This is a genomic window from Thiohalospira halophila DSM 15071 (genome assembly GCF_900112605.1).
Lineage (GTDB): Bacteria > Pseudomonadota > Gammaproteobacteria > Thiohalospirales > Thiohalospiraceae > Thiohalospira > Thiohalospira halophila.
The window spans coordinates 118,043-142,993 of the sequence record NZ_FOMJ01000002.1; the positions used below are offsets into that span (position 1 = coordinate 118,043).

Consider the following 24,951-nt stretch of genomic DNA (forward strand, 5'->3'; position numbering starts at 1 on the left):
TCGATGCCTCGGCCGGGCGCACAAGCGGTGCGACGGAGAAGGCAGCCATGTACGCGGTAATCAAGACCGGTGGCAAACAGTACAAGGTCTCGGAGGGCGAGCGACTGCGTGTCGAGCAGCTCCCCGGGGAAGAAGGTTCGACCGTGGAGTTCGACGAGGTCCTCATGGTCGCCGACGGTGACGACGTCAAGGTGGGCGCGCCCCGCCTGGACGGCGGCAAGGTCACCGCGCGGGTGGAGGGTCACGGCCGCGGCGACAAGGTGAAGGTGGTGAAGTTCCGCCGCCGCAAGCACAGCCGGACCCAGATGGGCCACCGCCAGAACTACACCGAGGTCACCATCACCGGCATCCAGGCCGGCTGACGTTCCGGAGGTCATCGAGACATGGCACACAAGAAGGCAGCGGGCAGTTCCCGCAACGGTCGCGATTCCCAGTCGAAGCGCCTCGGCGTGAAGCGCTTCGGCGGCCAGGCGGTGACGGCCGGGAATATCCTGGTCCGCCAGCGCGGCACCCACTTCCACCCCGGCGCCAACGTGGGTCGCGGCAAGGATGACACCCTCTTTGCCCTCACCGACGGTGAGGTGCAGTTCCAGCGCAAGGGGCCGAAGCAGCGCCGCTTCGTCACCGTGGTTCCGGCCGAGTAGGCCGCCACGGACGGGCAAGGCCGCCCCGCAGGCGTCTCCAGGAGCCCCGCCCGGCGGGGCTCCTTGCGTTGGGGCGTCGGTAGCCGGAGGAACGCATGAAGTTTGTCGACGAGGCAGCCATCCGCGTGGAAGCGGGCCGCGGCGGCAACGGCTGCGTGAGCTTCCGGCGGGAGAAGTTCATCCCCAAGGGCGGCCCCGACGGCGGGGACGGCGGGGATGGCGGCTCCGTGATCCTCGAGGTCGATCCCGACCTCAATACCCTGGTGGACTACCGCTTCGACCGCGTCTTCCGGGCGCCGGCCGGCCAGCAGGGCAAGGGCAGCGACCGCACCGGCGCCAGCGGGGATGATCGGGTCCTCCCGGTCCCCGAGGGGACCGTGGTCACCGACGGCGATACCGGCGAGCACCTCGGCGATCTCACCGAACCGGGCCAGCGGCTCACCGTCGCCCTGGGCGGGCGCCACGGCGTGGGTAATACCCAGTTCAAGAGCTCCACCAACCGGGCCCCGCGCCAGTCCACCCCCGGCGAGGAGGGCGAGTCGCGCAACCTGCGCCTGGAGCTCAAACTCATCGCCGATGTCGGCCTGGTGGGGCTGCCCAATTCCGGCAAGTCCACCCTGCTCCGGGCCATCTCCGCCGCCCGGCCGCGGGTGGCCGACTACCCCTTCACCACCCTGCAGCCCCACCTCGGCGTGGTCCGGCTGGAGCCCCACCGCAGCTTCGTGGTCGCCGACATCCCCGGCCTCATCGAGGGGGCCGGGGAGGGCGCCGGTCTCGGGACCCGCTTCCTGCGCCACATCGCCCGGACCGGTCTGCTGCTGCACGTAGTGGACCTGGAGCCGGCGGGGCCGGGCAACGATCCCGTCACCGCCATCCGGACGGTGGCTCGGGAGCTGGAGTCCCAGGGGTTGCTGGCCGAGCGCGAGCGCTGGCTGGTGTTCAACCAGGCGGACAAGTTCGTCGACGACGAGGCCGAGGTCCTGCGGGACACCATCGTCGAGGAGCTGGGCTGGGAGGGGCCGGTCTTCCTGGTCTCGGCCCTCACCGGCCAGGGGACCGACGCCCTCTGCGGCCGGATCATGGACCACCTGGAGGCGCGCCGCGCGGAGCTCGCAGAGCCGCCGACCACCGGCTACGATCCCGCACGGACATGAACGCACGCACCCCCATCGGTAATCGGCGCTGGGTGATCAAGATCGGCAGCGCCCTCCTTACTCGGGACGGCCGCGGCCTGGATCATGAGGCCATGGCCGGCTGGGTGGAGCAGATCGCCGCCGCGCGCGCCGCCGGCACGGAGATCGTCCTGGTCTCCTCCGGCGCCGTGGCCGAGGGTATCAACCGCCTGGGCTGGGGCGAGCGGCCGCGTGCCATCCACGAACTCCAGGCCGCGGCGGCCGTGGGGCAGATGGGGCTCGTCCAGGCGTGGGAGTCGGCCTTTATCGCCCACGGTCGGCATACCGCCCAGGTCCTGCTTACGCACGACGACCTCTCCGACCGCAAGCGCTACCTCAATGCCCGCTCCGCCCTGCGGACCCTGCTGGCCATGGGCGTGGTCCCGGTGGTCAACGAGAACGACACCGTGGTCACCGACGAGATCCGCTTCGGCGACAACGACACCCTGGGCGCCCTGGTGGCGAACCTGGTGGAGGCCGACCTGCTGCTCATCCTCACCGATCAGGAGGGGATGTACGACCGCGACCCGCGCCACGACCCGGAGGCGCAGCTCATCCGCGAGGCCTCCGCCGAGGACACCGCTCTGGAGGCCATGGCCGGCGGTGGTGGGGCGCTGGGCCGGGGCGGCATGCGGACCAAGGTCCGCGCCGCGCGGCTCGCCGCCCGTTCGGGGACGGCCACCCTCATCGCCTCGGGCCGGGAGCCCTCGATCATCGCCGATACCGTGGCCGGGGGTGATCACGGCACCCTCCTGGTGCCGCGCCAGCCGCCACAGACCGCGCGCAAGCAGTGGCTGGCGGGGCATCTGCAGGTGGCCGGCCACTTCGTCCTGGACGCGGGGGCCGTCCGCGCCCTGCGGGAGCAGGGGACCAGCCTGCTCCCGGTGGGCGTGGTGGAGGTCTGGGGCACCTTCGATCGCGGCGAGGTGGTGGCCTGCCTGGACCAGGAGGGCCGGGAGATCGCCCGCGGGCTGGCCAACTACGGCGCCGACGAGGCGCGCCGCATCCGGGGCCACGCCTCGGACGCCATCGAGGGGACCCTGGGGTACATCGATGACCCCGAGCTCATCCACCGGGACAACCTGGTCCTGGTCTGACCGCGTTCACCCGGGCCGCCTCGCAGGAACAGGGCCATTGCACTATGGTCCAAGGGGCTGACAACAAGAGCGAGGAGGAGAAGATGACCAACCAGTACACCGCTTCCGCCACCGCCCTGGTGGCCGCCCTCGGCCTGATGGCCGGCCCGGCCGCCGCCCAGGATGTCAGCGTCTCCACCCAGCGCATGACCATGGAGACCGCCAACAAGGCGGCCGTGGCCGCCGTGAAGGCGTGCCGGGAGGAGGGCGTCCAGGTCGCCGCCACGGTGGTGGACCGCTGGGGCGATCCCCAGGCCGTGGTCCGGGACACCCTGGCCATGGACCTGACCCTGGCCATCAGCGAGAAGAAGGCGTACACCGCGGTCCAGTTCAATACCGCGACCTCCAACATGGAGGGGAACTTCGAGGGCAACTACTCGGTGCCCAAGTACGAGAAGCTGGTCATCGCCGCCGGCGGTGTGCCCATCAATGCCGGCGGCAACATGTACGGTGGCATCGGCGTCTCCGGCGCCCCCTCTGGGAAGCTGGACGAGGAGTGTGCCGCCGCCGGCGCGGAAGCCGTGACCGAGGACCTGGAGTTCGGCGGCATGTAGGCCCCGACAGGCGGGGCGGCCCGCTTGGTCGTGGCCGGCGCTCGCGCTACCATTAGTACCCGCTTGTGAACCCGGGACCGGCACCGCCTCCCGGGTTCCATCGTGACGGACCAACCCCAGGAGAGGGAGCCCATGCGCCGTATCGCCCTTGCCGGCCTGCTTTCGGGCCTGGCCGCCCTGCCGGCCCAGGCCGGACAGCTGGACCTCAATCTCAACGACGACACCGCCTACGCCCAGTTCGGCTGGGCCATCAACCAGGGCCAGCCCGGTGCCCTCAACGGGGAGGCCGGCGCCTACTACACCACCGATGATGTCTACGTGGGCAACATCGGGATCATGGTGGTGGGCGAGACCGGCTCCAGTGACAATCCCGTGGAGGCCGGGGTCGGTGTGAAGGCCCTCGGCGTCCACCGGGACGACAACCGGGACGATTTCGACAGCGTCGGCGTGGCGCCGGGGGTGGCCGTGCGCTACTACCCGGCGGCGGTGAACCGGCTGGTCCTTGGCGGCCGCGTCCACTACGCCCCCAACGTCGTCACCTTCGGCGATGCTGACAGCCTCCTGGAGGCCCAGGCGCGGGTGGAGTACCAGGTCATCCCCCAGGCCTTCGCCTACGTGGGCTACCGGCACCTGGAGGCGGAGCCGGAGACCGGCGGTGGCGATATGACCATGGACGAGGGCGGCCACGTGGGGATCCGGATCCTCTTCCAGTAGCGCCCGCTAGCGGGCGCCGGTCCGCGGCTCCAGGGTCTTCAGGTCCAGCCAGACCGGATCGTGGTCGCCGGCCCGCCACGGGCCTGTGGCGGCGGCCACTGCCGGCTCGTCGGCGTTCACACCCCACACGCCCATCCCGCGAACCCGCTCCTTCCCCCGCACGAACAGGTAGTCCAGCCGCCCGCTGCGGCCCCGGTAGTTGTAGGTGTAGCCAGCGCCCCGGCGCCGGGCATCCCGCAGGAGATCCGTATAGCCGGCGCGCCGCAGTCGTTCGGTGGGCCGCTCGGCGGGGTAGGCGTTGAGATCGCCGGCGATGATTACCGGCGGCGCCCGCTCGGTCAGGGCCGCGGCCAGCGCCCCGGCGGCGGCGGTGCGCTGATCGTCCCAGCAGCCGGAACCGCGATCGATATCCCCGCCCTCCGGGCAGCCGCCCTTGCTCTTGAGGTGGATGGCGACCACCGTGAAGGGCTCCCCGTCCCGGCCGGTGGGCCGAAAGCGCTGGACCAGCGGTGGCCGGACGAAGGGGCCGCTGTCCAGGATCCGTAGTGGCCCCACGGGACGAACCCGGTCCGGGCGGTAGAGCAGCGCATTGCGAATGGCGTCGTCGCCCACCGGGGATCGCCGGCGGGCGCGGTAATCGTCCCCACCGACTCTCTCTACCAGTAGCTCCACGGCGGCGGGCCGGTTCTCCAGCTCACTGATGGCGAGGACATCGGCCTCCAGCTCCGCGACCAGGGTACCCAGACGGTCCGTCTGGCGACGACGCTGGGCCGCGGTCTTTGCCCCCCGCTCGCCCAGGGTCTGGAAGAGGTTCGCCAGGTTTACCGCCGCCACGCGGCGGTGCGCCGATCCCGGTGCGGGGGGTGGCGCGGGCCGCTCGCCGCCGGTGAAGGTCGGTTTTTCGGTGGGGTGGACCCGCCAGGCGCCGAAGGCGCGGGTGAGAATGCCGGTGAGTTCGGTAATCCGGCTGCCGGCGCGCCGGGTGCCGTGGGCATCGAGATAGGGGACCGGTTCCGGGCCGCGGCGGTATTCGCCGTCGTCCAGGACCAGCCACGGCGGGTCGGCCGGCCCGGGCGGGACATGGTTGGGATGGAAGACCCGCTCCCGCGAGAGGTGGAGGCTGCCGTAGCGACCCAGCTCGAAGTGGCCGCTTACTACCAGTTCGTGGCGCAGCTCTACCCGCGCTCCCGCGCGCCGGCGCAGCTCTTCGGCACTCGCCGGCCAGGCCAGCGGTGCGGGCTCCACCGAGGCGGGGCCGCAGTCATGGAACGCCTCCAGGTCGGCGAGCTGGATCCGGCTCCGGTAGCGGTCGATCTCGGCGGTGAGGGCCAGTCGCCGGCCTGCGCGGACCGCCCGGGCCTCCTCGGACCCGCTCGCCAGACCCGGTGCATAGACGAAGACCCCGCGCGCCCCCGAGCCCTCTCCCTGCTGGATCCAGAAGCCGTCCAGGCCTTCGAGGAAGGCGCCGCCTACGCGCCCGCGCAGGGTCACCGTCTCGTCCGCCGGAAGCGGCTCCTCGCCATCGGCGCCGGTGATGGCAGCGATGGCCACCCCCGGGCCGTCACAGGGGGCCGCCCGAAGCGGGCCGGCTCCGAGGGACAGGGCCAGGAGGGAGAGAGCCAGGGAGAACCGGGCGCTCCGGGCCGGGTGGAAGAGTCGGCGGCGTTCCATGCGCGGCTCCGGGCCGGGGTGGTCGTTGCGGGACCGGAGGGTTATTCCCCGGTGGATGCGTTGCCGAAGAGGGTCGCCGGATCGCTCGCGGTCAGGATCTGCTCGGACCAGGCAAGCAGGGCATCGCTGTCCGCGGCCTCGATGGTTGCCCGGTACTGCTCAGCGACCTCGCGCCCGAACTTGCGCTCGAGCTGGCGGAGCAGGAGGGTGGCTTCCCCCTCGCGCAGGCCTTCCTGACGCCCTTCCTGGCGCCCTTCCTTCAGTCCCTGCTCGAGCCCCTGTTCTAGTCCCTGTTCGATGCCCTGCTCGAGCCCCTGTTCAAGACCTTGCTGGAGTCCCTTCTGCTTCCACTGCTCTTCCCATTCCTTTACGCGTTCGGACAGCATGCTCTCCATCTCCTGAAGATCGTTGGTGGGTGGCGGTGCCTGCTCCCCGAATCGGCCGGGGAGCAGGACTCGTCCCAGCCAGACGCTGAAGGCCCGCCGGATCGAGCGTTGTTCGGGGGCTGCCAGCCACTCCCGGAGGCGCTGGACCACGGCCTGGAGGTCTTCCGGGTTCCGGCTGTGCTCCAGCCGGAAGATGGCCGCCGCCAGATTGCGATCGGGCAGCTCCCCTGCACGGAACGCCCCCTCGTCGATAATCAGGTACCGGAAATCGGGGCGATAGGCCTCCAGTCCGCCCGGTACCGGCGCGATGAGGTCGGCGACCTCCCGGGGCGCGGTCCAGCGCCTGTCCCCATTATAGAGGACCAGGGGCAGGACGGGAGGGAGCTGGCCGTTGTCCGTGGTCTCCCCGGCCCGGAGCAGGTCCTGGTAGAGCAGCCCCAGATAGGTCATCAGCCGGATGGCCATGGAGCGGTCCACGGTGGACTGGAACTCCAGGAGGAGGTAGACGTAGCACCAGCCCTCGCCCCAGGGGGCGCGCCATAGGAGGTCGTCCTCCCGCTGGCGCAGGTCGTCGCTGACGAAACCGGCGTTGACTCGTTCCAGGCGGTCGAGGTCGAGCCGGTCCACCCACGGCTCGTGGACAAAGCCGCGCAGGAGGTCGGCGACGAGTTCGGGGTGGCTGAAGAGGTGCTTGTAGGCGCCGTCGTGTTCCATGGGTCCCCTTCCCTGGGTACCGGATGTGGCGACCAGCGTACCACTGCCGGGGAGCGGGGAGTGAGCCCGACAGGGGCCGGAAACGAAAGAACCCCGGCCGGGGCCGGGGTTCGGGGCGCCCATCGGGGGGATGGGCGCGGATTCAGCGGGCGGGAGCCCTAGAAGCTGTAGTGGGCGCCCACGGTGAAGGCGGAGCCGCCGTGCTGAGACACAGTATCCTCTTCGTAGGCGACCGGGGAGAAGCCGCCGCCCTCGTCCTCGTAGTACTCGGCGAAGAACTTCATGGCCTCGGAGGCGTTGTAGTCGACGCCGAGGTGGACGAATTCACCCGTGGCGCCTTCGGCCTCACCGAACTTGGCCTTGTACTTGAAGTCGCCCGCGGTGTAGCCGGCGTAGAGGTTGTAGACGGTGGCATCCTCCTCGAGGTAGGCCGTACCGTCATAATTGCTAGCGCGGTTGCCATCGGCATCGACGTAGAAGTCGCCGTCAGACGCCTTTTCGACACCGTCGGTGACCTGCTCGAACTGGGCAGCGAGGTCGAGGTTGCCGAGGTCGGCGCTGATGGCGCCACCTACTAGAGCTGACTCGTAATCGGGCTCACCCGCGGCCACATCCACACTATCCTGCTCGGAGTTACGCATCTCGTAACCCAGGCTGGCGGTCAGCGGACCGCCGGACCACGTGCCGGTGAAGGTGTAGACGTTGCCACCGCCCGAGGTACTGTCGTACGCGCCGTTGGAATCCTGACCCTTCCCGAAGGTGTATCCATCCGATTCGGTGCCCTTGGCAAAACTCACTCCAGCATCGAACTGGAAGCCGCCCATCTCCGGGGTGGAGTAGACCAGCGTATCGGAGGTGCGGAAGAGGGCGTAGGTGGACCAGCCGGCGTAGTAGGAGCTGTACATGTCCGTGGGATAGGCGATGGCATTGTAGAAGACGCCCCACATCTTGCCGGCGTGGACGGAGCCCCAGTCGCCGGAGAGGCCGATCTTGGAGACGCGGGCCTGTTTGTTGCCGTACGCGCCATCCTTGTCGAAGTTCAGCGTGGAGATCTCGCCGGTGGTGGAGTCGACGCCCAGCTCGTAGGTGAAGGAGCCGGTGAGGCCGTCGGCGACCTCGGCGGAGCCGGTGAGGCCGATGCGGGTGTAGGCGTCACGAAGGCCGACGCGGTCATTGTAGTCCTCGCCGGGGCCGTCCGGGGAGACGTATTCGATGCCCTGACGCAGGGAGCCGTAGATGGAGAGGTTGTCGTTGACCTCCACGGCCTGGGCCTGGGGCGCGACGATGGCCGCGGCGGCCGCGGCGATGAGCGTCTTGCGATACATGGCGGTTGTCATCCTTCTAGTAACGATGGATGGGACGGGATGGCACAGGGGGGTTACGGAATCGTCGGCAGAACCTCCCTGTGCCGAGGAGTGGCCCCCGGTGGAACACGGGGGCCGGAGTCGGGGCGGGGCGTTACAGCTCGCCGGTCACCCAGTAGTCGACGTACTGCGACTGTTCCTCCATGAAGGCGTCCACGGCCTCCTCGTAGGAGGACTCGCGGGCCTGGTACATGTAGTCCTGGAGCATCTCCAGCGGGATCTGGATCCGGGAGACGACGCTGGCCACCTCGACGTGGTCCTGGTAGAAGCCCTTTCGGGTCAGGGCGTCGATGTGCTCGGCGCCGCCCAGGGAGCCCTCCGGATCCTCGAGATAGCGCAGGTCGTAGGCGCCGAACTTCCAGTGGGGGCTCCAGCCGGTGACCACGATCCACTCGTCACGCCGGGTGGCGCGGTCCAGGGCGGCGGTCATGGCCGCGCCGCTGGAGGTCTGCAGGTCGTAGCCGTCCAGGCCGTAGTCCTCCACCGCCTGCTTGGACAGGCGGGTGAGGCCGGCGCCCGGGTCGATGCCGGTGATGGTGCCGTCCAGCTTCTCGCGCACCGAGTCCTTCTTCAGGTCCTCGATGGAGGAGAGCTCGCTCTCCGGGACGTAGGTCGGGACGATCCAGCCCAGGCGCGCGTGGGTGTAGAGCGGCCCCAGGTTCACGAAGTCCCCGGCGTGCTTCTCGATGTAGTCGGCGTGGGTGCCGGGCTGCCAGGACATGAGCATCATGTCGATGTCACTGCCGGCCAGGCCCTGGTACTGCGGGGCGATGTCGGTCTGGGTGAGTTCGACCTCCTGGTCCAGGCGCTCCTCGAGGATGCGCTTGGTCAGCTTGGTGACGAACTCGGCGTCGGACCAGGCGGTCCAGCCGATCTTCACGGTCTCGGCCTGGGCCGAGAAGGCCAGGCCGACGCCGACCATGGCGCCGGTGGCCCACTTCAGGGACTGCTTCAACATGCCGTTTCTCCTTTCTGGCTTGCGATAACCGTAGTCTGGTTGATTTTTCCAGCTTTGCTACCCGCGCCCGATGAGCCTGCGCAGGAATCCGCCGAGACCGCCGCTGCTGCGACGCTCGCCGAAACTCTGGGTGATGCGGTCGAGGAGGATGGCGAGGATGACCACCCCCAGCCCGCCCTCGAAGCCGAGGCCGACATTCAGCCGCTGGATGCCGGTGAGCACGGTGTTGCCCAGGCCGCCGGCGCCGATCATGGAGGCGATGACCACCATGGACAGGGCCAGCATGATGGTCTGGTTGATGCCCGCCATGATGGAGGGCATGGCCAGGGGCAGCTGGACCTTCCACAGGAGCTGGCGCTCGGTACAGCCGAAGGCGAGCCCTGCCTCCACGTGCTCCCGGGAGACCTGGCGGATGCCGAGGTTGGTCAGCCGTACCGCCGGCGGCATGGCGAAGACCACCGTGGCGATGGTGCCGGGGACCTTGCCCAGGCCGAAGAAGATGGCCGCCGGGATGAGGTAGACGAAGGGCGGCATGGTCTGCATGAGGTCCAGCAGTGGGCGGACCGAGGCCTCGACCTTGTCGCTGCGCGCCATGGCCACGCCCACCGGCAGCCCCAGGACTAGGGCGACCACGCTGGCAGAGAGCACCAGGGCCAGGGTGGACATGGTCTCCGCCCACAGCCCCATGCTGAAGAGCACCAGCATGGAGATGGCGGCGAAGAGGCCGAAGCGCCAGCTCACCCGCCACCACGCCAGGGCGACGAGGATCACGGCCATGAGCTCCGGCGGAGCGCCGCGCAGGATGTCCTCGAAGCCGTTGGAGAGGAAGCCGATGACATCGGAGATGCCGTCGAGGAGCGGCTGGAGGTTGACCAGGATCCAGTCCACCAGGGCCTCGACCCAGCCGCCGATATCGATGTTTTCCTGGAGAAAATCTTTGATATTCATGTCGGTTTATCCGGTCCGGTCCAGGGTTTCGAGCAGCGCCTTGCGGGAGATGACGCCGAGGTAGCGGCCGTTATCGTCCACCACCGGTACCGGCCAGCGGGCGGCGGCCACCATGGAGAGCACGTCGGTGAGCGGCATGTCCTGGCCGGCGGTCTCGATATCCTTGAGGAAGGCCTCGGCGTAGCGGGTTTCCCCCTCGCCCTTCATGGCCTCCATGAGGCTGTCGACGCTGATCATCCCCAGGTACTTCTGGTTCTTGTCGAGGATCACCGCCGCGTCGCTGGTGGCGCGCTTGAGCTGCTGCAGCGCGGTATTCACGTCCACCCCGGGCCGCTCGATGACGGTGACCGCATCCCGCCGGGCGATGTCCCCGGCGGAGAAGACCTGGCTGACGTCCACGCCGTAGAAGAAGGAGCGGACGTAGTCATTGGCCGGGTTGGTGACGATCTCCTCCGGCGTGCCCACCTGGACCACCTCGCCGCCCTGCATGATGGCGATGCGATCGCCGATGCGCATGGCCTCGTCCAGGTCGTGGGAGATGAAGACCACGGTGCGGGCGTGCTTCTCCTGGAGAGAGATGAGCTCGTCCTGCATCTCGGTGCGGATGAGCGGGTCCAGGGCAGAGAAGGCCTCGTCCATGAGGAGGATGGAGGGGTCCACGGCCAGCGCCCGGGCCAGGCCCACGCGCTGCTGCATACCGCCGGAGAGTTCGCTGGGGTAGCTGTTGGCGTTGCTCTTGAGCCCCACCGTCTCCAGCGCCTCCAGCGCGCGCTCCTCGCGCTTGGCGCGGTCGGCGCCGCTGATCTCCAGGCCGAAGGCGGTATTCTCGAGGACGGTGCGGTGAGGGAGGAGGGCAAAGGACTGGAAGACCATGGACATGTCCCGTCGCCGCAGCTCGATGAGCTCCTTGCGGCTCATCTTCGTCACGTCGTGGCCGTCGACCTTTACCGACCCGCGAGTGGGCTCGATGAGCCGGTTGAGCAGGCGGACCATGGTGGACTTGCCGGATCCCGACAGCCCCATGATGACGAAGACCTCGCCCTCCTGAATGGCGAAGTTGGCGTCCTTGACGCCGACGGTGTTGCCGGTCTTCTCGAAGATGGCGTCCTTGTCCTGGCCCTGGTCCATGAGCTCGAAGGCCTCATCGGGGTCGGGGCCGAATATCTTGTACAGATTCTCAACGACGATCTTGTCGGTCATGGGCAAGCATCACGTGCGGTGTGAGTGGAAGGGTAGTGTCACAAAGGGGCAACACCGCCCAGTTTCGGGCATAACGACCCGAAAGGAATTGATTTGGCGCATTCAACCCCGCGCTTGGTGCGCGAAAAATGAACTGCCATGCGGGACACAGGAAACCGGTCCCGATGTTGCTCATGCAGTATAAGACAAATTTTTCGGCTTGCCCAAATTTTGGACCGGTCGGTCAGGAAGGTGGCCGACGTGGACCCGTTTCCGTCATTCCCGCGGAGGCGGGAATCTCGATGGCGGAGCCCCGGATCGGATGGCTGCTCCGGGCGCTGCGGGCCTGTTCTCGGGGTTCCGGACTGGCGCTACGCGCCATCCGGAATGACGGGGGCCAGGGTTGTTCTAGGGCTGTTCGGCGGCCTCGCCGCGCTGGAGGAGTTCCCGGGGCAGGGAGAAGACCACTTCCTCCTTCGGCCCCTCCAGGGTCTCCGGGGCCGTGGCGCCCCATTCCTGGAGCTGCTCGATGACGCCGTTCACCAGGACCTCCGGGGCGGAGGCGCCGGCGGTGACGCCGATGCGCTGGATGCCATCGAACCAGTCCCGCTGCAGGTCCTCGGCGCCGTCCACCAGCCAGGCCTGGCAGCCGGCGCGCTCGGCCACCTCGCGCAGGCGGTTGGAGTTGGAGCTGTTGGGCGAGCCCACCACCAGCACGGCATCGGCCTCCTCGGCCAGCCGCTTCACGGCATCCTGCCGGTTCTGGGTGGCGTAGCAGATGTCCTCCTTGCGCGGCGTCTCCACGGTGGGGAAGCGCTGGCGGATGGCGTCGACGATGGCGGCGGTATCATCCATGGAGAGCGTCGTCTGGGTAACAAAGGCGAGGCGGTCGGGGTCGGTCACCTCCAGGTTCTCGACATCCGCCGGCGTCTCCACCAGGTACATGCCGCCGTCGCCGCCCTCGCGCTCGTACTGGCCCAGGGTGCCCTCCACCTCGGGGTGGCCGGCGTGGCCGATGAGGAGGCATTCGCGCCCCTCCCGGGCGTAGCGCACCACCTCCAGGTGGACCTTGGTGACCAGGGGGCAGGTGGCGTCGAAGACCGTCAGGCCCCGCCGTTCCGCCTCCCGCCGGACGGCGGGGGAGACGCCGTGGGCGGAGAAGATCACCGTGGCGCCGTCGGGGACCTCGTCGAGCTCCTCCACGAAGCGGGCGCCCTTCTCCCGCAGACTGTCCACCACGTAGCGGTTGTGGACCACCTCGTGGCGGACCCAGATGGGGGCGCCGAAGGCGTCCAGGGCGCGGTCAACGATCTCGATGGCGCGGTCCACGCCGGCGCAGAAGCCGCGCGGGCTGGCCAGGAGGATGCGGGGGGCGGTTTCGGTCATGCGTCCTCCGGAGCCGGCTCCACCGCCACCACCTCTACGTCGAAGGTGAGAGTGTGGCCGGCCAGGGGGTGGTTGAAGTCGACGCGGACCTGGTCTCCCTGGATGTCCAGGATGGTCCCCGGAACCTCCTCGCCGTTGGGGACACTGAAGCCGACGATGAGCCCCGGCTGGGGGTCGACGTCGTCGGGGAAGCGGTCGCGCTCGACGAAGTGGATGTTGCCCACGTCGGGGTAGCCGAAGCCCTCGCGCGGGTCGATCTGGAGGCATTCGCGATCCCCGGGGGCGAGGCCGCGCACCACCGCCTCCAGCCCCTCGATGAGGGTGCCGTCGCCCACGGTGAAGGTCAGTGGATCGAAGCCCTCGGTGGTCTCCACCACCGTGCCGTCCTCCAGGGCGAGGGTGTAGCGCAGCGTCGCCTGCATGCCGGGGGCGACGGTGGTCGGGTTCTCTTCGGTCACGGATGCCTCCGTCTCAATTTTCCTGTCAGTCTACGCCCGCGGCGGGCGTCATTTAAGCCACCCACGGCGGGGGAGATCCCGGCCCGGGGTGGCCGCGTTTTTGTGCGCTGGTTCACAGAACGGGGTATTGAGGCCGGAACGCGGTTCAAGCTCTGCCCGAACTGGACGATACTATTGGAGCCGACGGCTCAATGCCGACACCCACATCCATCAGGAGGCTACATCCATGGATATCAGCTCCGGCATGCAGGCGGCGGCCCTGGATCAGTACAGCACGCGCACGGGGGATGCAGTGACCACCACCATGATGAGCAAGGTGATGGACATGCAGGCCCAGAACGGTGCCCAGCTCATTCAGGGGATCGAGGAGAGTTCCCAGGCCATTCAGGAAGCCCTCCCCGATAACGTCGGTAACAACGTCAATACCGTCGTCTGAGACGCTCCCGTCCGCGGGAGTTACGGGGTCGCCCCGGGTCCATCGGGCCCGGGGCGACCCCGTTTTTCTTTATACCCGCTCAGCCCGTCTGGCGGGCGTGGAGTTCCCGCAGCTTGGGCACGGCCAGGCCGGCGGCATCGGCGTGCTCGATGGCGCGCGCCAGGCGTACCGGGGCGGAGCGGCCGGTGTTCTTGTGCTCCGGGTCGCCTTCGAAGGCCTCCACCATGCCGTTGATGAGCGCCTCCCGGTCCAGCTCCTCGCCGGTGAGCCAGGCCTGGATGTCCATGACCTCGTCGGCCACCGTCCGCGCCAGCTCCTGGTGGTCCCGCCACAGGTCGGTAACGGTCCCGCCGCACTCCAGGCCGGCGATGTTGGTGGTGAGGATGTAGACGTTCTTGCGCACCAGCTCGAAGCGCATGGTCGCCGCGTCGGTCACCTCGCGCGCCGGGATCCCCAGGCCGTTGAGGGCCTCCACGAGCATCCCCGCCGCCGGCCCGTGGGCCGGGGAGGGGATGACCACCTTGTGGTCCTGCCCCGGCTTCTTCTCGAACCAGGCGGCGATGACGGTGGGGTTGTCGACCCCGTGGGCCTCCCAGTCCCGCGGCAGCAGCTCGTTCTGCAACAGCCCCACCCGCTGGCGCCACGCCCCGGGCATGGCCTCCAGCGCCGGGTGGAGGTCGGCCTCGCCCACGGTGAGCATCACCAGGGCCGGCTCGGGGTACTCGGCCTCGACCTGGCGGGGGTCCATGTCGCGGGTAACGGGGTAGACGGGGTGGCCGGCGCGCAGCAGGGCGCGAGCGAAGACGCCGCCCAGCTCGCCGACGCCCTGCAGGATCACGGGTTCTTTCATGGCTCGCCTCCTGTTCGGGTGTGCGTGGCCCGATCCTACCAGTCTTCAGCCCTGCTCCAGCAGCAGTTCCGGCGGGGCGTGGGGGAGCAGGGCGTGGACGAAGGCGGTGACGCCCCCGGCGGCGTAGGGCTGGCGTTCGCCGTGGCCCCAGACCGGTGCCGGCCAGGCCGCGTCGTCCTGGTAGCGGGCCACCAGGTGGACATGGAGCTGCGGCACCTGGTTGCCCAGGGTCGCGATATTGACGCGGTCCGGCTCGAAGGCCGCGCGCAGGGCCAGCCCCAGGGCCTGTACCTCCTCGTTGAGCTGGCGTCGGGCCCGGTCGCTCAGATCGAAGGGCTCGATGATGTCCGGCTGGGCCGGGATCACCAGCAGCCAGGGGAAGCGGGCATCATCCATGAGCCGTACCCGGGAGAGGGTCATCCGGCCCACCGGGTGGCTGTCCCCCGCCAGGCGGGGGTGGAGCTCGAAGCCAGTGGAGGATTGAGGAGGGTGGCTCACGGGGGCGCTCCTCCCTCTTCGGGGTGAGGGGTGTTGCAGTTCCAGCAGCGGTCCAGGAAGCCGTCCACCGTCTCGCCGCAGTTGGGGCAGATCCAGTCGGGCTCGTCGGGCTCCGGTTCCGCCAGGTAGGCGGCCACCCGGGCGCGGGCAGCCTCGGCCTCGCGGTCGTCCAGCACCCAGACCTCGGGCCAGACCTCGGTGGGCGGCAGCTCGCCGGCGGCCCCGCCCAGGTAGTAGTTGCGCACGGTGACGCCGAAACCCTCCGCCTCCAGGCGGGCGGCGATCCAGCCGGCGTGGATGGGGTCGCGGTCGGTGTGAACGGCCTGCATGATCAGTCGGTCTCCTCCGGGGAGAAGCAGTGCACCTGATTGCGACCGGCATCCTTGGCGGCGTAGAGCGCATCATCCAGCCGCCTGATGAAGGGGTCGGTCCCCTCGCCGGGCCGGTACTCGGAGCAGCCGATACTCATGGTGACCCGGCCGACCTCGGGCATGTCCTCCCCCTCCAGCGCGTGGCGCAGGTCCTCGGCCACCTGCCGGGCACCCCCGAGATCGGTATGGGGGAGGATGACCAGGAATTCCTCCCCGCCCCAGCGGCCGGCGATATCGGTCTCGCGCAGGCGGTGGTGCAGGAGCCTTGCCAGGCGGCGCAGGACCTCGTCCCCTGCCGCGTGGCCGTAGTCGTCGTTGACCTGCTTGAAGTGGTCCAGGTCGAAGAGCAGGCCGCTCAGTTCGCCGCCGTAGCGGTCCACCTCCTTCGCGGCGTGGAGGGTGGCGCGTTCCACGTGGCTGCGGTTGAACAGGCCGGTAAGGGCGTCGTGGCTGGCCTCGTGGGCCAGCTGGGCCTCCAGTGCCTTGCGCTCGGTGATGTCGGTGATGGTGCCGATGAGGCCGATGGCGTGGCCATCCTTCCCGGTGAGCAATGCCTTGTCGAAGAGGACGTCCCGCCGCTCGCAGTCGCCTTTCTCTACCTGGGTCTCGTAGCGCTGGCGCCCGCCACTGGCCAGGAGTTCGTCATCGGCCTCGCGGTAGCGCCGCGCCAGGTCCGGGGGCCAGATCTCGTCCACCGTCCGCCCGATGACGCTGCCATGGTCCTTGCCTACCAGGTCCAGGAAGGCCTGGTTGCAACCCTGGTAACGGCCCTGGGCATCCTTGTAGAAGATGGGGTTGGGGATGGTCTCGATAAGGGTGTCCAGGAAGTTCCGCTGTTCCCACTCGCGCCGTTCGGCGGCGGAGAGCCTCTCCAGGATCCGGGAGAGGTGGCCGATCTCGTCGCGCCGGGTCAGTGAGGCCGACAGGTCCGGCGCCGAATCCCCGCGCTGGTCGATGGCCCGGCCGATGGCGTAGAGGGGGGCGAGCACGCGCCAGCGGATGACCCCGTACCCCAGTGTGACCAGCAGGAGAACGGCGATGGCGAAGCCGATGGCGAAGTGACGTGCCTCGGCCCGGGCGTGCTGGAGGGCCGGCCCCGCGTCGTAGGTGAGCAGCGCGGCGCCCCGGGGGATCTCGCCGTTGTCCATGCCCATGAGCCGAGTCAGATGGAGGGGCAGCGCGACGTCGATGTAGTCGTTGCGGTCCTCGTAAGCCACCTTCGGTTCGACCCCGCCCGCCGCCTCGTCGAGCAGGCGGGGGGCCGACTTCAGCGGGAGTTCGGAGAGGCTCAGCCCGCGCCAGGCCACGCGGTGGGCAGCGAGCACGCGCATGGGGTTGCCGTGCACGACGATGACCCGCCGGATGCGGGACTCTGCCCCCAGGACCGTGGTGAAGCGTTCCAGCGGCTCCGCCTGGGGATTGGCCTCGGCAGCGAGGATCACGGTGCGGGCCAGCCGTTCCGCGTGGTTGGCCAGGTCGGTGCGAGCGGTAGACAGGTGCTGCTGGTAGAGGGCGAGCCCACCCGCGATGGCCGCCAGTGTCCCCACCAGAAGCAGCGGTAGCAGGAGCTGGGTCGCCAGGGACCGGGCCGGGTTGATGGAGAGGGCGTTCATCAGTGGAAGTTCGCCGCCTCGATGATCCGGGGCGTCACCAGGCGTTCGGGAGCCACGGTCTCGAGATGGCTGCTGCCGGAGCGGGCGAGGATGTCCCGGGCCAGTGCCACGGCCTGCCGGGCGCGGCCGTCCGCCATGACCGCCTGCTCGTTGCCCCCGAGGAGGTGAATCCCGTCCAGCGTGGAGGCCAGTTCGGCCTCGCTCAGACCCTGCACACGGGCCATGTAGGGATAGGTGCCCGCCGGGTCGGCGCGGATCTCCTCAACGGCCCGGTGGAAGGCCTCGGCGATGGCGACCAGGTCTCGCCGCCGGCTCTCCAGGAGTTCGGCATCGGTCATGAGGAAGTCGATGACGCCCCCGGGGGTGGTGCTGGTATCGAAGATCCGGTGGAAGCCCTTCAGCTCCTCGACCCGGCTCGCCGTGGGCGGATAGCTCACCGCCGCATCGATGCGACCGTCCACGAGTGCGGCGGGGGTATCGGTCTGGGCCACCCCCTTCAGGATGACGTCATCCAGGTCCAGTCCGGCCTCCTTCAGGGCGAGGGCCAGGACCATCCGGTCCAGGGACTGGGGTTCCACCCCGACGCGCTGGCCCTCCAGATCGGCCACGGCCTCGATATCGGTCCGGGCATAGATCCGATCGCCCCCCTCGGACCAGTCAGCGGCGTAGAAGGCGCGCGGCTCGCGCTGGTCGTTGTGCGCCGCCAGGACCAGCTCCGCGGCGGTGCCGCCGAAGATGTCCACCTGCCCGCGTTCGAAGGCGCGGCGGGTATGGGCCAGGGAGGTGACATCCACCAGCTCCACCTCGATGCCGGCCTCGGCGAAGTAGCCGCGCTCTTGAGCCAGGTGGAGGACACCGTGGTAGCCGGGCCAGGGATTGAGGGCAATGCGCAGCGGATCCGGCCCCTCCGGACCGCAGCCGGCGAGCAGGATAAGCAGGGCCGCAAGGAGGGACCGCAGGGGGCGTTCCATGGTCATGGCCGCATCGTACAGGAGCCCCGGAGGGGCGACCAGCGCACCTCACTTAGAGAAGCGAAGCCTCTCGGCCGATGAGGAATGAGAATCGTTGTTTTTGACAATTTCGCAAAGGTTCCCTTGCCCTCTGTCCGTGGAATCCCACTACCAAGTTGTTTAGTCTCTGCGCAGATAGGGGAGAGCGTGGGGATTGCATCGCCGAGTCTTACCGCTCGTTGTGCACGCATGCAAGGGGTACCGAAATGGGGAACTTCCACCGCAGGCTCGTCGGCAGCCTCGTCACCACCGCCGTGGCCGGTACCGCCGCCGCCCAGGGCACGGCGGAACTGGAGGGGGTGACGGTCACCGCCAAGGGCTACGAGGCGCCGGCGGCGGAGACGCCGCGCTCGGTGACCGTGCTCGACGCCGAGACCATCCAGCGCCGGGAGGCGCGCTCGGTGGGCGATCTCCTGCGCGGTGAGCCCGGCCTGGCCACGGCCGTGGATGGCTCCGTGGGCGTGGACCCGGTGATCCGCGGCCTCAAGCGCGACCAGATCCTGGTCCTGGTGGACGGGGTTCGCGTCAACGCCATGCAGCCGCCGGCGCGCGGGTCCCTGGCCAGCTACGTCAACGTCGACCTCATCGAGCGCATCGAGGTGGTCCGCGGCCCCGGCTCGGTCCTCTACGGCGCCGGCGCCATGGGCGGGGTCATCAACATCATCACCAAGGGCGGCGACTTCCGCGACGAGCCGGGCACCAGCGGCTGGACCCGCCTGGGCGTGAGCTCCGTGGACAGCGGCACCCGGGGCGCCTTCGGCCTCACCGCCGCCGACGAGAAGACGGCGCTCTCCCTCTCCGCGGCCCACCTGAACGTCGACGACTACGAGACCGGGCACGGTGAGGCGCTCAAGGATTCCGGCACCAGCCAGGCGAGCTTTCACCTCCAGGCCCGGCGCAAGCTCGGCGACGACCACGTGATCAGCGCCCGGCTCCAGCGGGACCGGCGGGAGGAGGTCTGGTACCTGGCATCGCGGGATGATGTCGAGAAGGCCGGGCGGCGAGAGCCGGATGGCCTGAATACCCATTACTCCCCCTACCAGACCCGGGACCGCTACGAGCTGGCCTGGCAGGGGGACTTCGCCGGCGCCTGGGCGCCGCGGGCCGAGGCTACGGTCTATCGCCAGCGGCTGGAGCGCGGCAACTACGACTACAACGAGGAGCGCAAGACCGATTTCCGCAAGTCGGACACCGAGTTCGTAACCGACGGCGCCCGCGCCCAGGTGGAGCTGGTGCCCTCGGCCAGCCAGGTCCTCCTGGTGGGCGCGGAGGCGTGGGAGACCCGGGCCAGTCCGGTCTCCCATATCGGCCTGCAGCCGAACTACGATCCCGGTGATAGGCGGATGGAGTTGATCGACGATGCCGTCATCCAGTCGGTGGGCGCCTTCGTCCAGGAGGAGATCCGGCTGGGCGATGTCATGGTCACCGCCGGGGCCCGTTACGACACGGTGGAGGGGACGGCTGATGGGCGCGTTAATAGCCAGGGAGGGATGAAGACCGACGGCCTAGACAGCACTGACTACAACCTCTCCTGGTCCCTGGGGGCCAACTGGTCGCTGGCCAGGGCCTTCCGTCCCTATGCGAGCCTGGCCGAGGGCTATCGCTCCGCCTCCCTCATCGAGCGATATCTGAACTATCAGCAGGGGGGCGGTTATGCGCTGCTGCCGGACGCGCAGCTGGATCCCGAACGCAATCTCTCCCTGGAACTCGGGGCCCGAGGCGATGCCGGGCCGGTGAGCTACCAGGTGGCCGCCTACGAGAGCCGCATCCGCGACTATATCGGTGCCCGCATCATCGATCCGAACAACAATATCAAGCAGATGGTCAACCTCGACGAGGCGCGCATCCGCGGCTTCGAGACCAGCCTGGATGTGCGCCTGGGTGGCGGCGCAACGGCCTTCCTGAATGGGACCTGGATCCAGGGGGAGAACGAGGACGACCGCTTCGACGAGCCCCTCTACCAGATGCCGGCCCCCGAGGCGACCCTGGGCGTGGAGCGGCGCGCGGATACCGGCTGGCAGGGCCGGGCGGCCGTGCGCGCCGTGGACCAGCAGGACCGCTTGGCCGACCAGTTCAGTAATGACTCGGAGCGGGAGACCGCCGGCTACGCCACCCTGGACCTCTCCGTGGGCTGGCGGACTGCTGGTGATGGCCTCTGGAAGACCAGCGAGTGGACCCTGGCCGTCCACAACGCCCTGGACAAGGGCTACCGCGAGCACATCAACGAGATGACCGCCAAACGGGCCGAAAAGGACCGTGTCCAGGACCTCTGGGCCCCCGGCCGCAACATCGCCCTGACCTGGTACGCCGAGTTCTGAGCCCCTTCGCCCGGTAAGCCCCTGAAATCCGTCGTTCCGGCTGGAAGGACGTAGCCTCTCCCCGCCTCCGTCGTTCCGGATGGCGCGTCAGCGCCAGTCCGGAACCTCGAGAACAGGCCCGTACCGCCGGTTCGGTCTGCCCGGAACGAATACCTTCCTCGCGAGTCCTACCGAAGACCGGCCCGCACCGGGTTTTTCGAGCCCACTGTGCCTGTATAATCGGGCCTTAACCATTCGGTCAGGAAGGAACGCCATGCGCCCCATATCCGCCCTCCGCGCCCCCGCAGTCGCCCTCGCCGGGTTGCTGATGACGCTGGCCCTGCCCATGGGCCACGCCCAGCAGGGCGGGGATCGTCCGCCGCCGGAGGTGGGCGTGGTGGAGCTGGAGACGCGGGACGTGGAGCGGGTCACCGAGCTCCCCGGCCGCACCGCCGCCTACCAGGTGGCCGATATCCGGCCCCAGGTTACCGGGGTGCTGCGGAAGCGGCGCTTCGAGGCCGGTGAAAAGGTGGAGAAGGGCCAGACCCTCTACGAGATCGACCCGCGCCGCTACCAGGCCGCCGTCCAGCGGGCCGAGGCGGCGCTGGTGCAGGCGCAGGCGCGCCTGGAGAACCTCCGCCGCAAGGAGGAGCGCTACGCCGACCTGGTGGCCCAGAACTCGGTGAGCCAGCAGGAGTACGACGACGTCCGCGCCAACCTTGAGGAGCAGGAGGCGGCGGTGCAGGTGTCCCGCGCGGAGCTGGCCACCGTCCGGCTCGACCGCGAGTACGCCAGCATCGACGCCCCCATCGCGGGGCGCGTGAGCCAGCCCTTCATTACCGTGGGCGAACTGGTCACCGCCAACCAGGCCGAGGCGCTGACCCGGGTGACCCGGCTGCACCCCATCTACGTGGACATCCAGCGCGGGGCCAAGGAGGTCCTGCGGCTCCAGCGCGCCCACCGGCGCGGGGCACTGGAGACCGGCGAGGAGGGCCAGCCCCGCGTGGAGGTAAAACTCCCCGACGGCTCCCGGCACGACCAGGCCGGCCGGCTCTCCTTCTCCGGCGTGAACGTGGACGAGGGCACCGGGACCGTGACCCTGCGCGCTACTATTCCCAATCCGGAGGGGACCCTGCTGCCGGGGATGTTCGTCCGCGCCCGGATCAGCGAGGGTACCAACGCCGACGCCCTGCTGGTGCCCCAGCAGGGGGTGAGCCGTAACCGCCAGGGCCAGCCCACGGCGCTGGTGGTCAATGCCGACGACGAGGTGGAGCGCCGCGTCCTGGAGGTGGATCGTACCCACGGCGCCTTCTGGGTGGTCACCTCCGGCCTGGCCGCCGGGGACCGGGTGATGGTCTCCGGCCTGCAGAAGGCCAACCCCGGTGACCAGGTGAAGCCGGTGGCCGCGGATCTCCCCGAGGAGGCCGAGGGCGACACCAATGGTTGATTTCTTCTTCAAGCGCCCGGTCTTCGCCTGGGTCCTGGCCATCGCCACCATGCTCACCGGGGTGCTGGCCATGCAGAACCTGCCGGTGCAGCGCTACCCCACGGTGGCGCCGCCGGCGGTGCAGATCGAGGCGACCTATCCCGGCGCCTCGGCGGAGACGGTTTCGGACACGGTGGTGCAGGTCATCGAGCAGCAGATGACCGGGGTGGACGATCTCATCTACATGGAGTCCACCGGCAGCTCCGCCGGGCGCGCCTCCATCACCCTGACCTTCGAGCCGGGGACCGACCCCGACATCGCCCAGGTGCAGGTCCAGAACAAGCTCAAGCAGGCCGAGCCCATGCTCCCGGCGCCGGTGCAGCGCCAGGGGCTGACCACGGAACGGGCCAACAGCTCCTTCCTGATGGTCACGGCCTTCCTCTCCACCGACGGCCGCCTGGCCAAGGAGGATCTGGCGGACTTCGTCGCCTCGGAGATCGCCGAGCCGGTGGGCCGTGTGCCCGGGGTGGGCAAGGTCCAGGTCTTCGGCTCCCAGTACGCCATGCGGATCTGGCTGGATGCCGGGGCGCTCCAGGACTACGAGCTCACCGTCGCCGATATCCGCGCCGCCCTCCAGGACCAGAACACCGTGGTTACCGCCGGGGAGCTCGGCGGTCTGCCGGCGGTGGAGGGCCAGCAGCTCAACGCCACCGTGAACGCCCAGGGCCTGCTGCAGACCAAGGAGGACTTCCGGGAGGTCCTGCTCAAGACCACCGATGACGGTGCCCGGGTGCGGCTGAGCGATGTCGCCCGGGTGGAGCTGGGGGCGGAGTCCGCCGCCATCCAGACCTTCTACAATGACAAGCCGGCCTCCGGCATGGGGATCAACCTTGCACCGGGGGCCAATGCCCTGGACACCGCCAAGCGGGTGGAGGCGAAGCTGGCGGAACTCTCGCCCTTCTTCCCCGAGGGGGTCGAGGTCCGCTACCCCTATTCCACCGCCCCCTTCGTGGAGGCCTCCATCGAGCAGGTGATCCACACCCTGGTGGAGGCGGTGATCCTGGTGGTGGCGGTGATGCTGCTCTTCCTCCAGAGCTGGCGGGCCACGCTGGTACCGACCCTGGCCATCCCGGTGGTCCTGCTGGGGACCTTCGCCGTCATGGCCGCTACCGGTTTCTCCATCAACATGCTCACCATGTTCGGCATGGTGCTCGCCATCGGGCTGCTGGTGGACGACGCCATCGTGGTAGTGGAGAACGTCGAGCGGATCATGCACGAGGAGGACGTGGGGCCGGTGGAGGCCACCCGTCGCTCCATGCGCCAGATCACCGGCGCCCTGGTGGGGATCGGCGTGGTGCTCTCCGCCGTCTTCATACCCATGGCCTTCTTCCCCGGCTCCACCGGCGCCATCTATCGCCAGTTCTCCATCACCATCGTCACCGCCATGGCGCTGTCGGTGCTGGTGGCGCTGATCCTCAGTCCCACCGTCTGCGGCGGCGTCCTGCGCCGGCAGGACCACGAGGGTGCCTGGCACCAGAAGGCCTTCGGCTGGTTCAACCGGCTGGTGGAGGCCGCCACCCGTGGCTATGTCGGCTCGGTGCGGCGGATCCTCAACCACCCCTGGATCGGCATGGGCGCTTTCCTGGCCATCGTCGGGGTGCTGGCGGTGCTCTTCGTGCGCGTCCCCGGCGGCTTCCTCCCCCAGGAGGACCAGGGCGTGGTCATCACCCAGTTCCAGCTCCCCGCCGGGGCCACCCAGGAGCGGACCCTGGAGACGGTGGACAAGATCGAGGAATACTACCTGGACCAGCCGGAGGTGAACGGGATCTTCGCCGTGGCCGGCTTCAGCTTCACCGGCCGGGCGCAGAACGTCGGCATTGCCTTCGTCAACCTCAAGCCCTGGGCGGAGCGGGGGCCGGGACAGGGCGTCCAGGCGCTGCTGGGCCGGGCCAACAAGGAGCTGGCCGGGATCGTCCGCGACGGCCAGGTCTTCGCCTTCAACATCCCGCCCATCCCGGCGCTGGGCAACGCCGGCGGCTTCGACCTGCGCCTGCAGGACCGGGGCGGCCTGGGCCACGATGCCCTCATGGCGGCCCAGGGACAGTTCCTCCAGGCGGCGGCGCAGAGCCCCGTCCTCGCCGGAGTACGGCCCAACGGCCTGGCCGACAATCCGCAGTACAACCTGGACATCGACCGGGAGAAGGCGCGCGCCCTGGGCGTGCCGCTGCCGGCGCTGAACCAGCTCCTCTCCACCGGCTGGGGCTCCGGCTACGTCAACGACTTCCTCCACCAGGGCCGCATCAAGCGGGTCTACATCCAGGGGCAGGCGGAGGACCGCATGGTCCCCGAGGACCTGCGGGAGTGGTACGTCCGCAACGACGCCGGCGAGATGGTGCCGGTGGGCGAGGTGGTCGAGGGCAGCTGGGGCTACGGCTCCCCACGGCTGGAGCGCTACAACGGCGTGCCCGCCCGCTCCATCGCCGGCGGCCCCGCCCCCGGCTACTCCACCGGCGAGGCCATGGCCGAGGCGGAGCGGATCGTCGAGGAGGAGCTCCCCGACGGTATCGGCCACGCCTGGTCCAGCCTCTCCTACCAGGAGCGTGAGGCGGGGAATCAGGCCGGGATGCTCTACGCCCTGTCGCTGGTCGTGGTGCTGCTAGCCCTGGCCGCCCTCTACGAGAGCTGGACCATCCCCTTCGCCGTGGTCCTGGCGGTGCCGCTGGGCGTCATCGGCGCCGTGGCAGCCGCCCTGCTGCGCGGGATCCCCAACGACGTCTTCTTCCAGGTGGGGATCCTCACCACCCTGGGGCTGACGGCGAAGAACGCCATCCTCATCGTGGAGTTCGCCCGGGATCTGGAGGGCAAGGGCATGGCCCTGCGGGACGCCACCCTGGAGGCGGTGCGGATCCGGCTGCGGCCCATCCTAATGACCTCCCTGGCCTTCAGCATGGGCGTCATCCCGCTAGCCCTGGCCACCGGCGCCGGGGCGGCCAGCCAGGCCGCCATCGGGACCGCCGTCCTCGGCGGGATGGTCTCGGCCACCTTCCTGGCGATCTTCTTCATCCCGCTGTTCTATGTGGTGGTCCGGCGGGTCACCGATCGCCTGAAGGGGGTGTCGGCCGCCTGACCGGTCCCTCCCTGCTATCGGGGCTGCTGGCGGGCGTTC

At 69.3% G+C, this 24,951-nt stretch carries 23 protein-coding genes; 10 read left to right on the forward strand and 13 right to left on the reverse strand.

The window, feature by feature from the left end; translation table 11 throughout:
- Positions 1 to 47: 47 nt before the first annotated feature.
- The 6 genes from rplU (at position 48) to BM272_RS04675 (ending at position 4,220) form a co-directional block, all read left to right on the forward strand.
- Positions 48 to 362, forward strand: a complete 315-nt coding sequence (rplU, locus tag BM272_RS04650; protein ID WP_093427594.1) for a 50S ribosomal protein L21 — start codon at positions 48 to 50, stop codon at positions 360 to 362.
- Positions 363 to 383: 21 nt separating this feature from the next.
- Positions 384 to 644 carry a 50S ribosomal protein L27 gene (gene rpmA, locus BM272_RS04655; protein ID WP_093427595.1) on the forward strand — a complete coding sequence of 87 codons (261 nt, stop codon included), beginning with the start codon at positions 384 to 386 and terminating at the stop codon, positions 642 to 644.
- A 95-nt stretch (positions 645 to 739) separates the two neighbouring features.
- A complete protein-coding gene (gene cgtA, locus BM272_RS04660; RefSeq protein WP_093427596.1) occupies positions 740 to 1,798 on the forward strand; it encodes an Obg family GTPase CgtA in 1,059 nt (352 codons plus the stop codon).
- Positions 1,795 to 2,913 carry a glutamate 5-kinase gene (proB, locus tag BM272_RS04665; protein WP_093427597.1) on the forward strand — a complete coding sequence of 373 codons (1,119 nt, stop codon included), beginning with the start codon at positions 1,795 to 1,797 and terminating at the stop codon, positions 2,911 to 2,913. The genes cgtA and proB overlap by 4 nt, the downstream gene beginning before the upstream one ends.
- A gap of 83 nt (positions 2,914 to 2,996) precedes the next feature.
- Positions 2,997 to 3,506 carry a GlcG/HbpS family heme-binding protein gene (locus BM272_RS04670; RefSeq protein WP_093427765.1) on the forward strand — a complete coding sequence of 170 codons (510 nt, stop codon included), beginning with the start codon at positions 2,997 to 2,999 and terminating at the stop codon, positions 3,504 to 3,506.
- A gap of 132 nt (positions 3,507 to 3,638) precedes the next feature.
- The gene (locus BM272_RS04675; protein ID WP_093427598.1) at positions 3,639 to 4,220 is read left to right on the forward strand and encodes a YfaZ family outer membrane protein; all 582 of its coding nucleotides are present in this window, start codon (positions 3,639 to 3,641) and stop codon (positions 4,218 to 4,220) included.
- A 6-nt stretch (positions 4,221 to 4,226) separates the two neighbouring features.
- Here the strand turns inward: BM272_RS04675 and BM272_RS04680 are convergent, their stop codons facing one another.
- The 8 genes from BM272_RS04680 to BM272_RS04715 form a co-directional block, all read right to left on the reverse strand.
- Positions 4,227 to 5,891 (reverse strand): ExeM/NucH family extracellular endonuclease, encoded by a 1,665-nt coding sequence (locus BM272_RS04680; protein WP_093427599.1) that lies wholly within the window; start codon positions 5,889 to 5,891, stop codon positions 4,227 to 4,229.
- Positions 5,892 to 5,932: 41 nt separating this feature from the next.
- Positions 5,933 to 6,991 carry an Rpn family recombination-promoting nuclease/putative transposase gene (locus tag BM272_RS04685; RefSeq protein ID WP_093427600.1) on the reverse strand — a complete coding sequence of 353 codons (1,059 nt, stop codon included), beginning with the start codon at positions 6,989 to 6,991 and terminating at the stop codon, positions 5,933 to 5,935.
- Positions 6,992 to 7,149: 158 nt separating this feature from the next.
- A complete protein-coding gene (locus tag BM272_RS04690; RefSeq protein ID WP_159433019.1) occupies positions 7,150 to 8,316 on the reverse strand; it encodes a porin in 1,167 nt (388 codons plus the stop codon).
- 133 nt (positions 8,317 to 8,449) lie between these two features.
- A complete protein-coding gene (locus BM272_RS04695) occupies positions 8,450 to 9,313 on the reverse strand; it encodes a glycine betaine ABC transporter substrate-binding protein (protein WP_093427602.1) in 864 nt (287 codons plus the stop codon).
- Positions 9,314 to 9,370: 57 nt separating this feature from the next.
- Positions 9,371 to 10,261 (reverse strand): ABC transporter permease, encoded by an 891-nt coding sequence (locus tag BM272_RS04700; protein WP_093427603.1) that lies wholly within the window; start codon positions 10,259 to 10,261, stop codon positions 9,371 to 9,373.
- A gap of 6 nt (positions 10,262 to 10,267) precedes the next feature.
- Positions 10,268 to 11,461, reverse strand: a complete 1,194-nt coding sequence (proV, locus tag BM272_RS04705; protein ID WP_093427604.1) for a glycine betaine/L-proline ABC transporter ATP-binding protein ProV — start codon at positions 11,459 to 11,461, stop codon at positions 10,268 to 10,270.
- Positions 11,462 to 11,848: 387 nt separating this feature from the next.
- Entirely contained in the window at positions 11,849 to 12,826 is a 978-nt protein-coding gene (ispH, locus tag BM272_RS04710) for a 4-hydroxy-3-methylbut-2-enyl diphosphate reductase (RefSeq protein WP_093427605.1), read from the reverse strand.
- The gene (locus BM272_RS04715; RefSeq protein ID WP_240308022.1) at positions 12,823 to 13,284 is read right to left on the reverse strand and encodes an FKBP-type peptidyl-prolyl cis-trans isomerase; all 462 of its coding nucleotides are present in this window, start codon (positions 13,282 to 13,284) and stop codon (positions 12,823 to 12,825) included. Before BM272_RS04715 ends, ispH begins: the two co-directional genes overlap by 4 nt.
- Before the next feature lie 226 nt (positions 13,285 to 13,510).
- Here BM272_RS04715 and BM272_RS13755 point away from each other — a divergent pair, with 226 nt between their 5' ends.
- The gene (locus BM272_RS13755; protein WP_159433020.1) at positions 13,511 to 13,720 is read left to right on the forward strand and encodes a putative motility protein; all 210 of its coding nucleotides are present in this window, start codon (positions 13,511 to 13,513) and stop codon (positions 13,718 to 13,720) included.
- Positions 13,721 to 13,799: 79 nt separating this feature from the next.
- Here the strand turns inward: BM272_RS13755 and BM272_RS04725 are convergent, their stop codons facing one another.
- The 5 genes from BM272_RS04725 to BM272_RS04745 are packed head-to-tail and all read right to left on the reverse strand — an operon-like array spanning position 13,800 to position 18,029.
- Positions 13,800 to 14,570: a ketopantoate reductase family protein gene (locus tag BM272_RS04725; protein WP_093427608.1), complete on the reverse strand. Its 771-nt coding sequence runs from the start codon at positions 14,568 to 14,570 to the stop codon at positions 13,800 to 13,802.
- Positions 14,571 to 14,615: 45 nt separating this feature from the next.
- Complete coding sequence (locus BM272_RS04730; RefSeq protein ID WP_205407746.1) at positions 14,616 to 15,068, reverse strand: HIT family protein; 453 nt, start codon at positions 15,066 to 15,068, stop codon at positions 14,616 to 14,618.
- Positions 15,065 to 15,397: a putative signal transducing protein gene (locus tag BM272_RS04735; RefSeq protein ID WP_093427610.1), complete on the reverse strand. Its 333-nt coding sequence runs from the start codon at positions 15,395 to 15,397 to the stop codon at positions 15,065 to 15,067. Before BM272_RS04735 ends, BM272_RS04730 begins: the two co-directional genes overlap by 4 nt.
- Before the next feature lie 2 nt (positions 15,398 to 15,399).
- Positions 15,400 to 17,052 carry a sensor domain-containing diguanylate cyclase gene (locus tag BM272_RS04740; protein ID WP_093427611.1) on the reverse strand — a complete coding sequence of 551 codons (1,653 nt, stop codon included), beginning with the start codon at positions 17,050 to 17,052 and terminating at the stop codon, positions 15,400 to 15,402.
- The gene (locus BM272_RS04745; protein WP_093427612.1) at positions 17,052 to 18,029 is read right to left on the reverse strand and encodes an ABC transporter substrate-binding protein; all 978 of its coding nucleotides are present in this window, start codon (positions 18,027 to 18,029) and stop codon (positions 17,052 to 17,054) included. The genes BM272_RS04740 and BM272_RS04745 overlap by 1 nt, the downstream gene beginning before the upstream one ends.
- 239 nt (positions 18,030 to 18,268) lie before the next feature.
- Here BM272_RS04745 and BM272_RS04750 point away from each other — a divergent pair, with 239 nt between their 5' ends.
- The 3 genes from BM272_RS04750 (at position 18,269) to BM272_RS04760 (ending at position 24,912) form a co-directional block, all read left to right on the forward strand.
- On the forward strand, positions 18,269 to 20,380 hold the full coding sequence (locus tag BM272_RS04750; protein WP_093427613.1) for a TonB-dependent receptor plug domain-containing protein: 2,112 nt from the start codon (positions 18,269 to 18,271) through the stop codon (positions 20,378 to 20,380).
- Positions 20,381 to 20,633: 253 nt separating this feature from the next.
- The gene (locus BM272_RS04755; protein WP_240308023.1) at positions 20,634 to 21,806 is read left to right on the forward strand and encodes an efflux RND transporter periplasmic adaptor subunit; all 1,173 of its coding nucleotides are present in this window, start codon (positions 20,634 to 20,636) and stop codon (positions 21,804 to 21,806) included.
- On the forward strand, positions 21,799 to 24,912 hold the full coding sequence (locus BM272_RS04760) for an efflux RND transporter permease subunit (protein WP_093427614.1): 3,114 nt from the start codon (positions 21,799 to 21,801) through the stop codon (positions 24,910 to 24,912). The genes BM272_RS04755 and BM272_RS04760 overlap by 8 nt, the downstream gene beginning before the upstream one ends.
- The last annotated feature ends 39 nt before the right edge of the window (positions 24,913 to 24,951 follow it).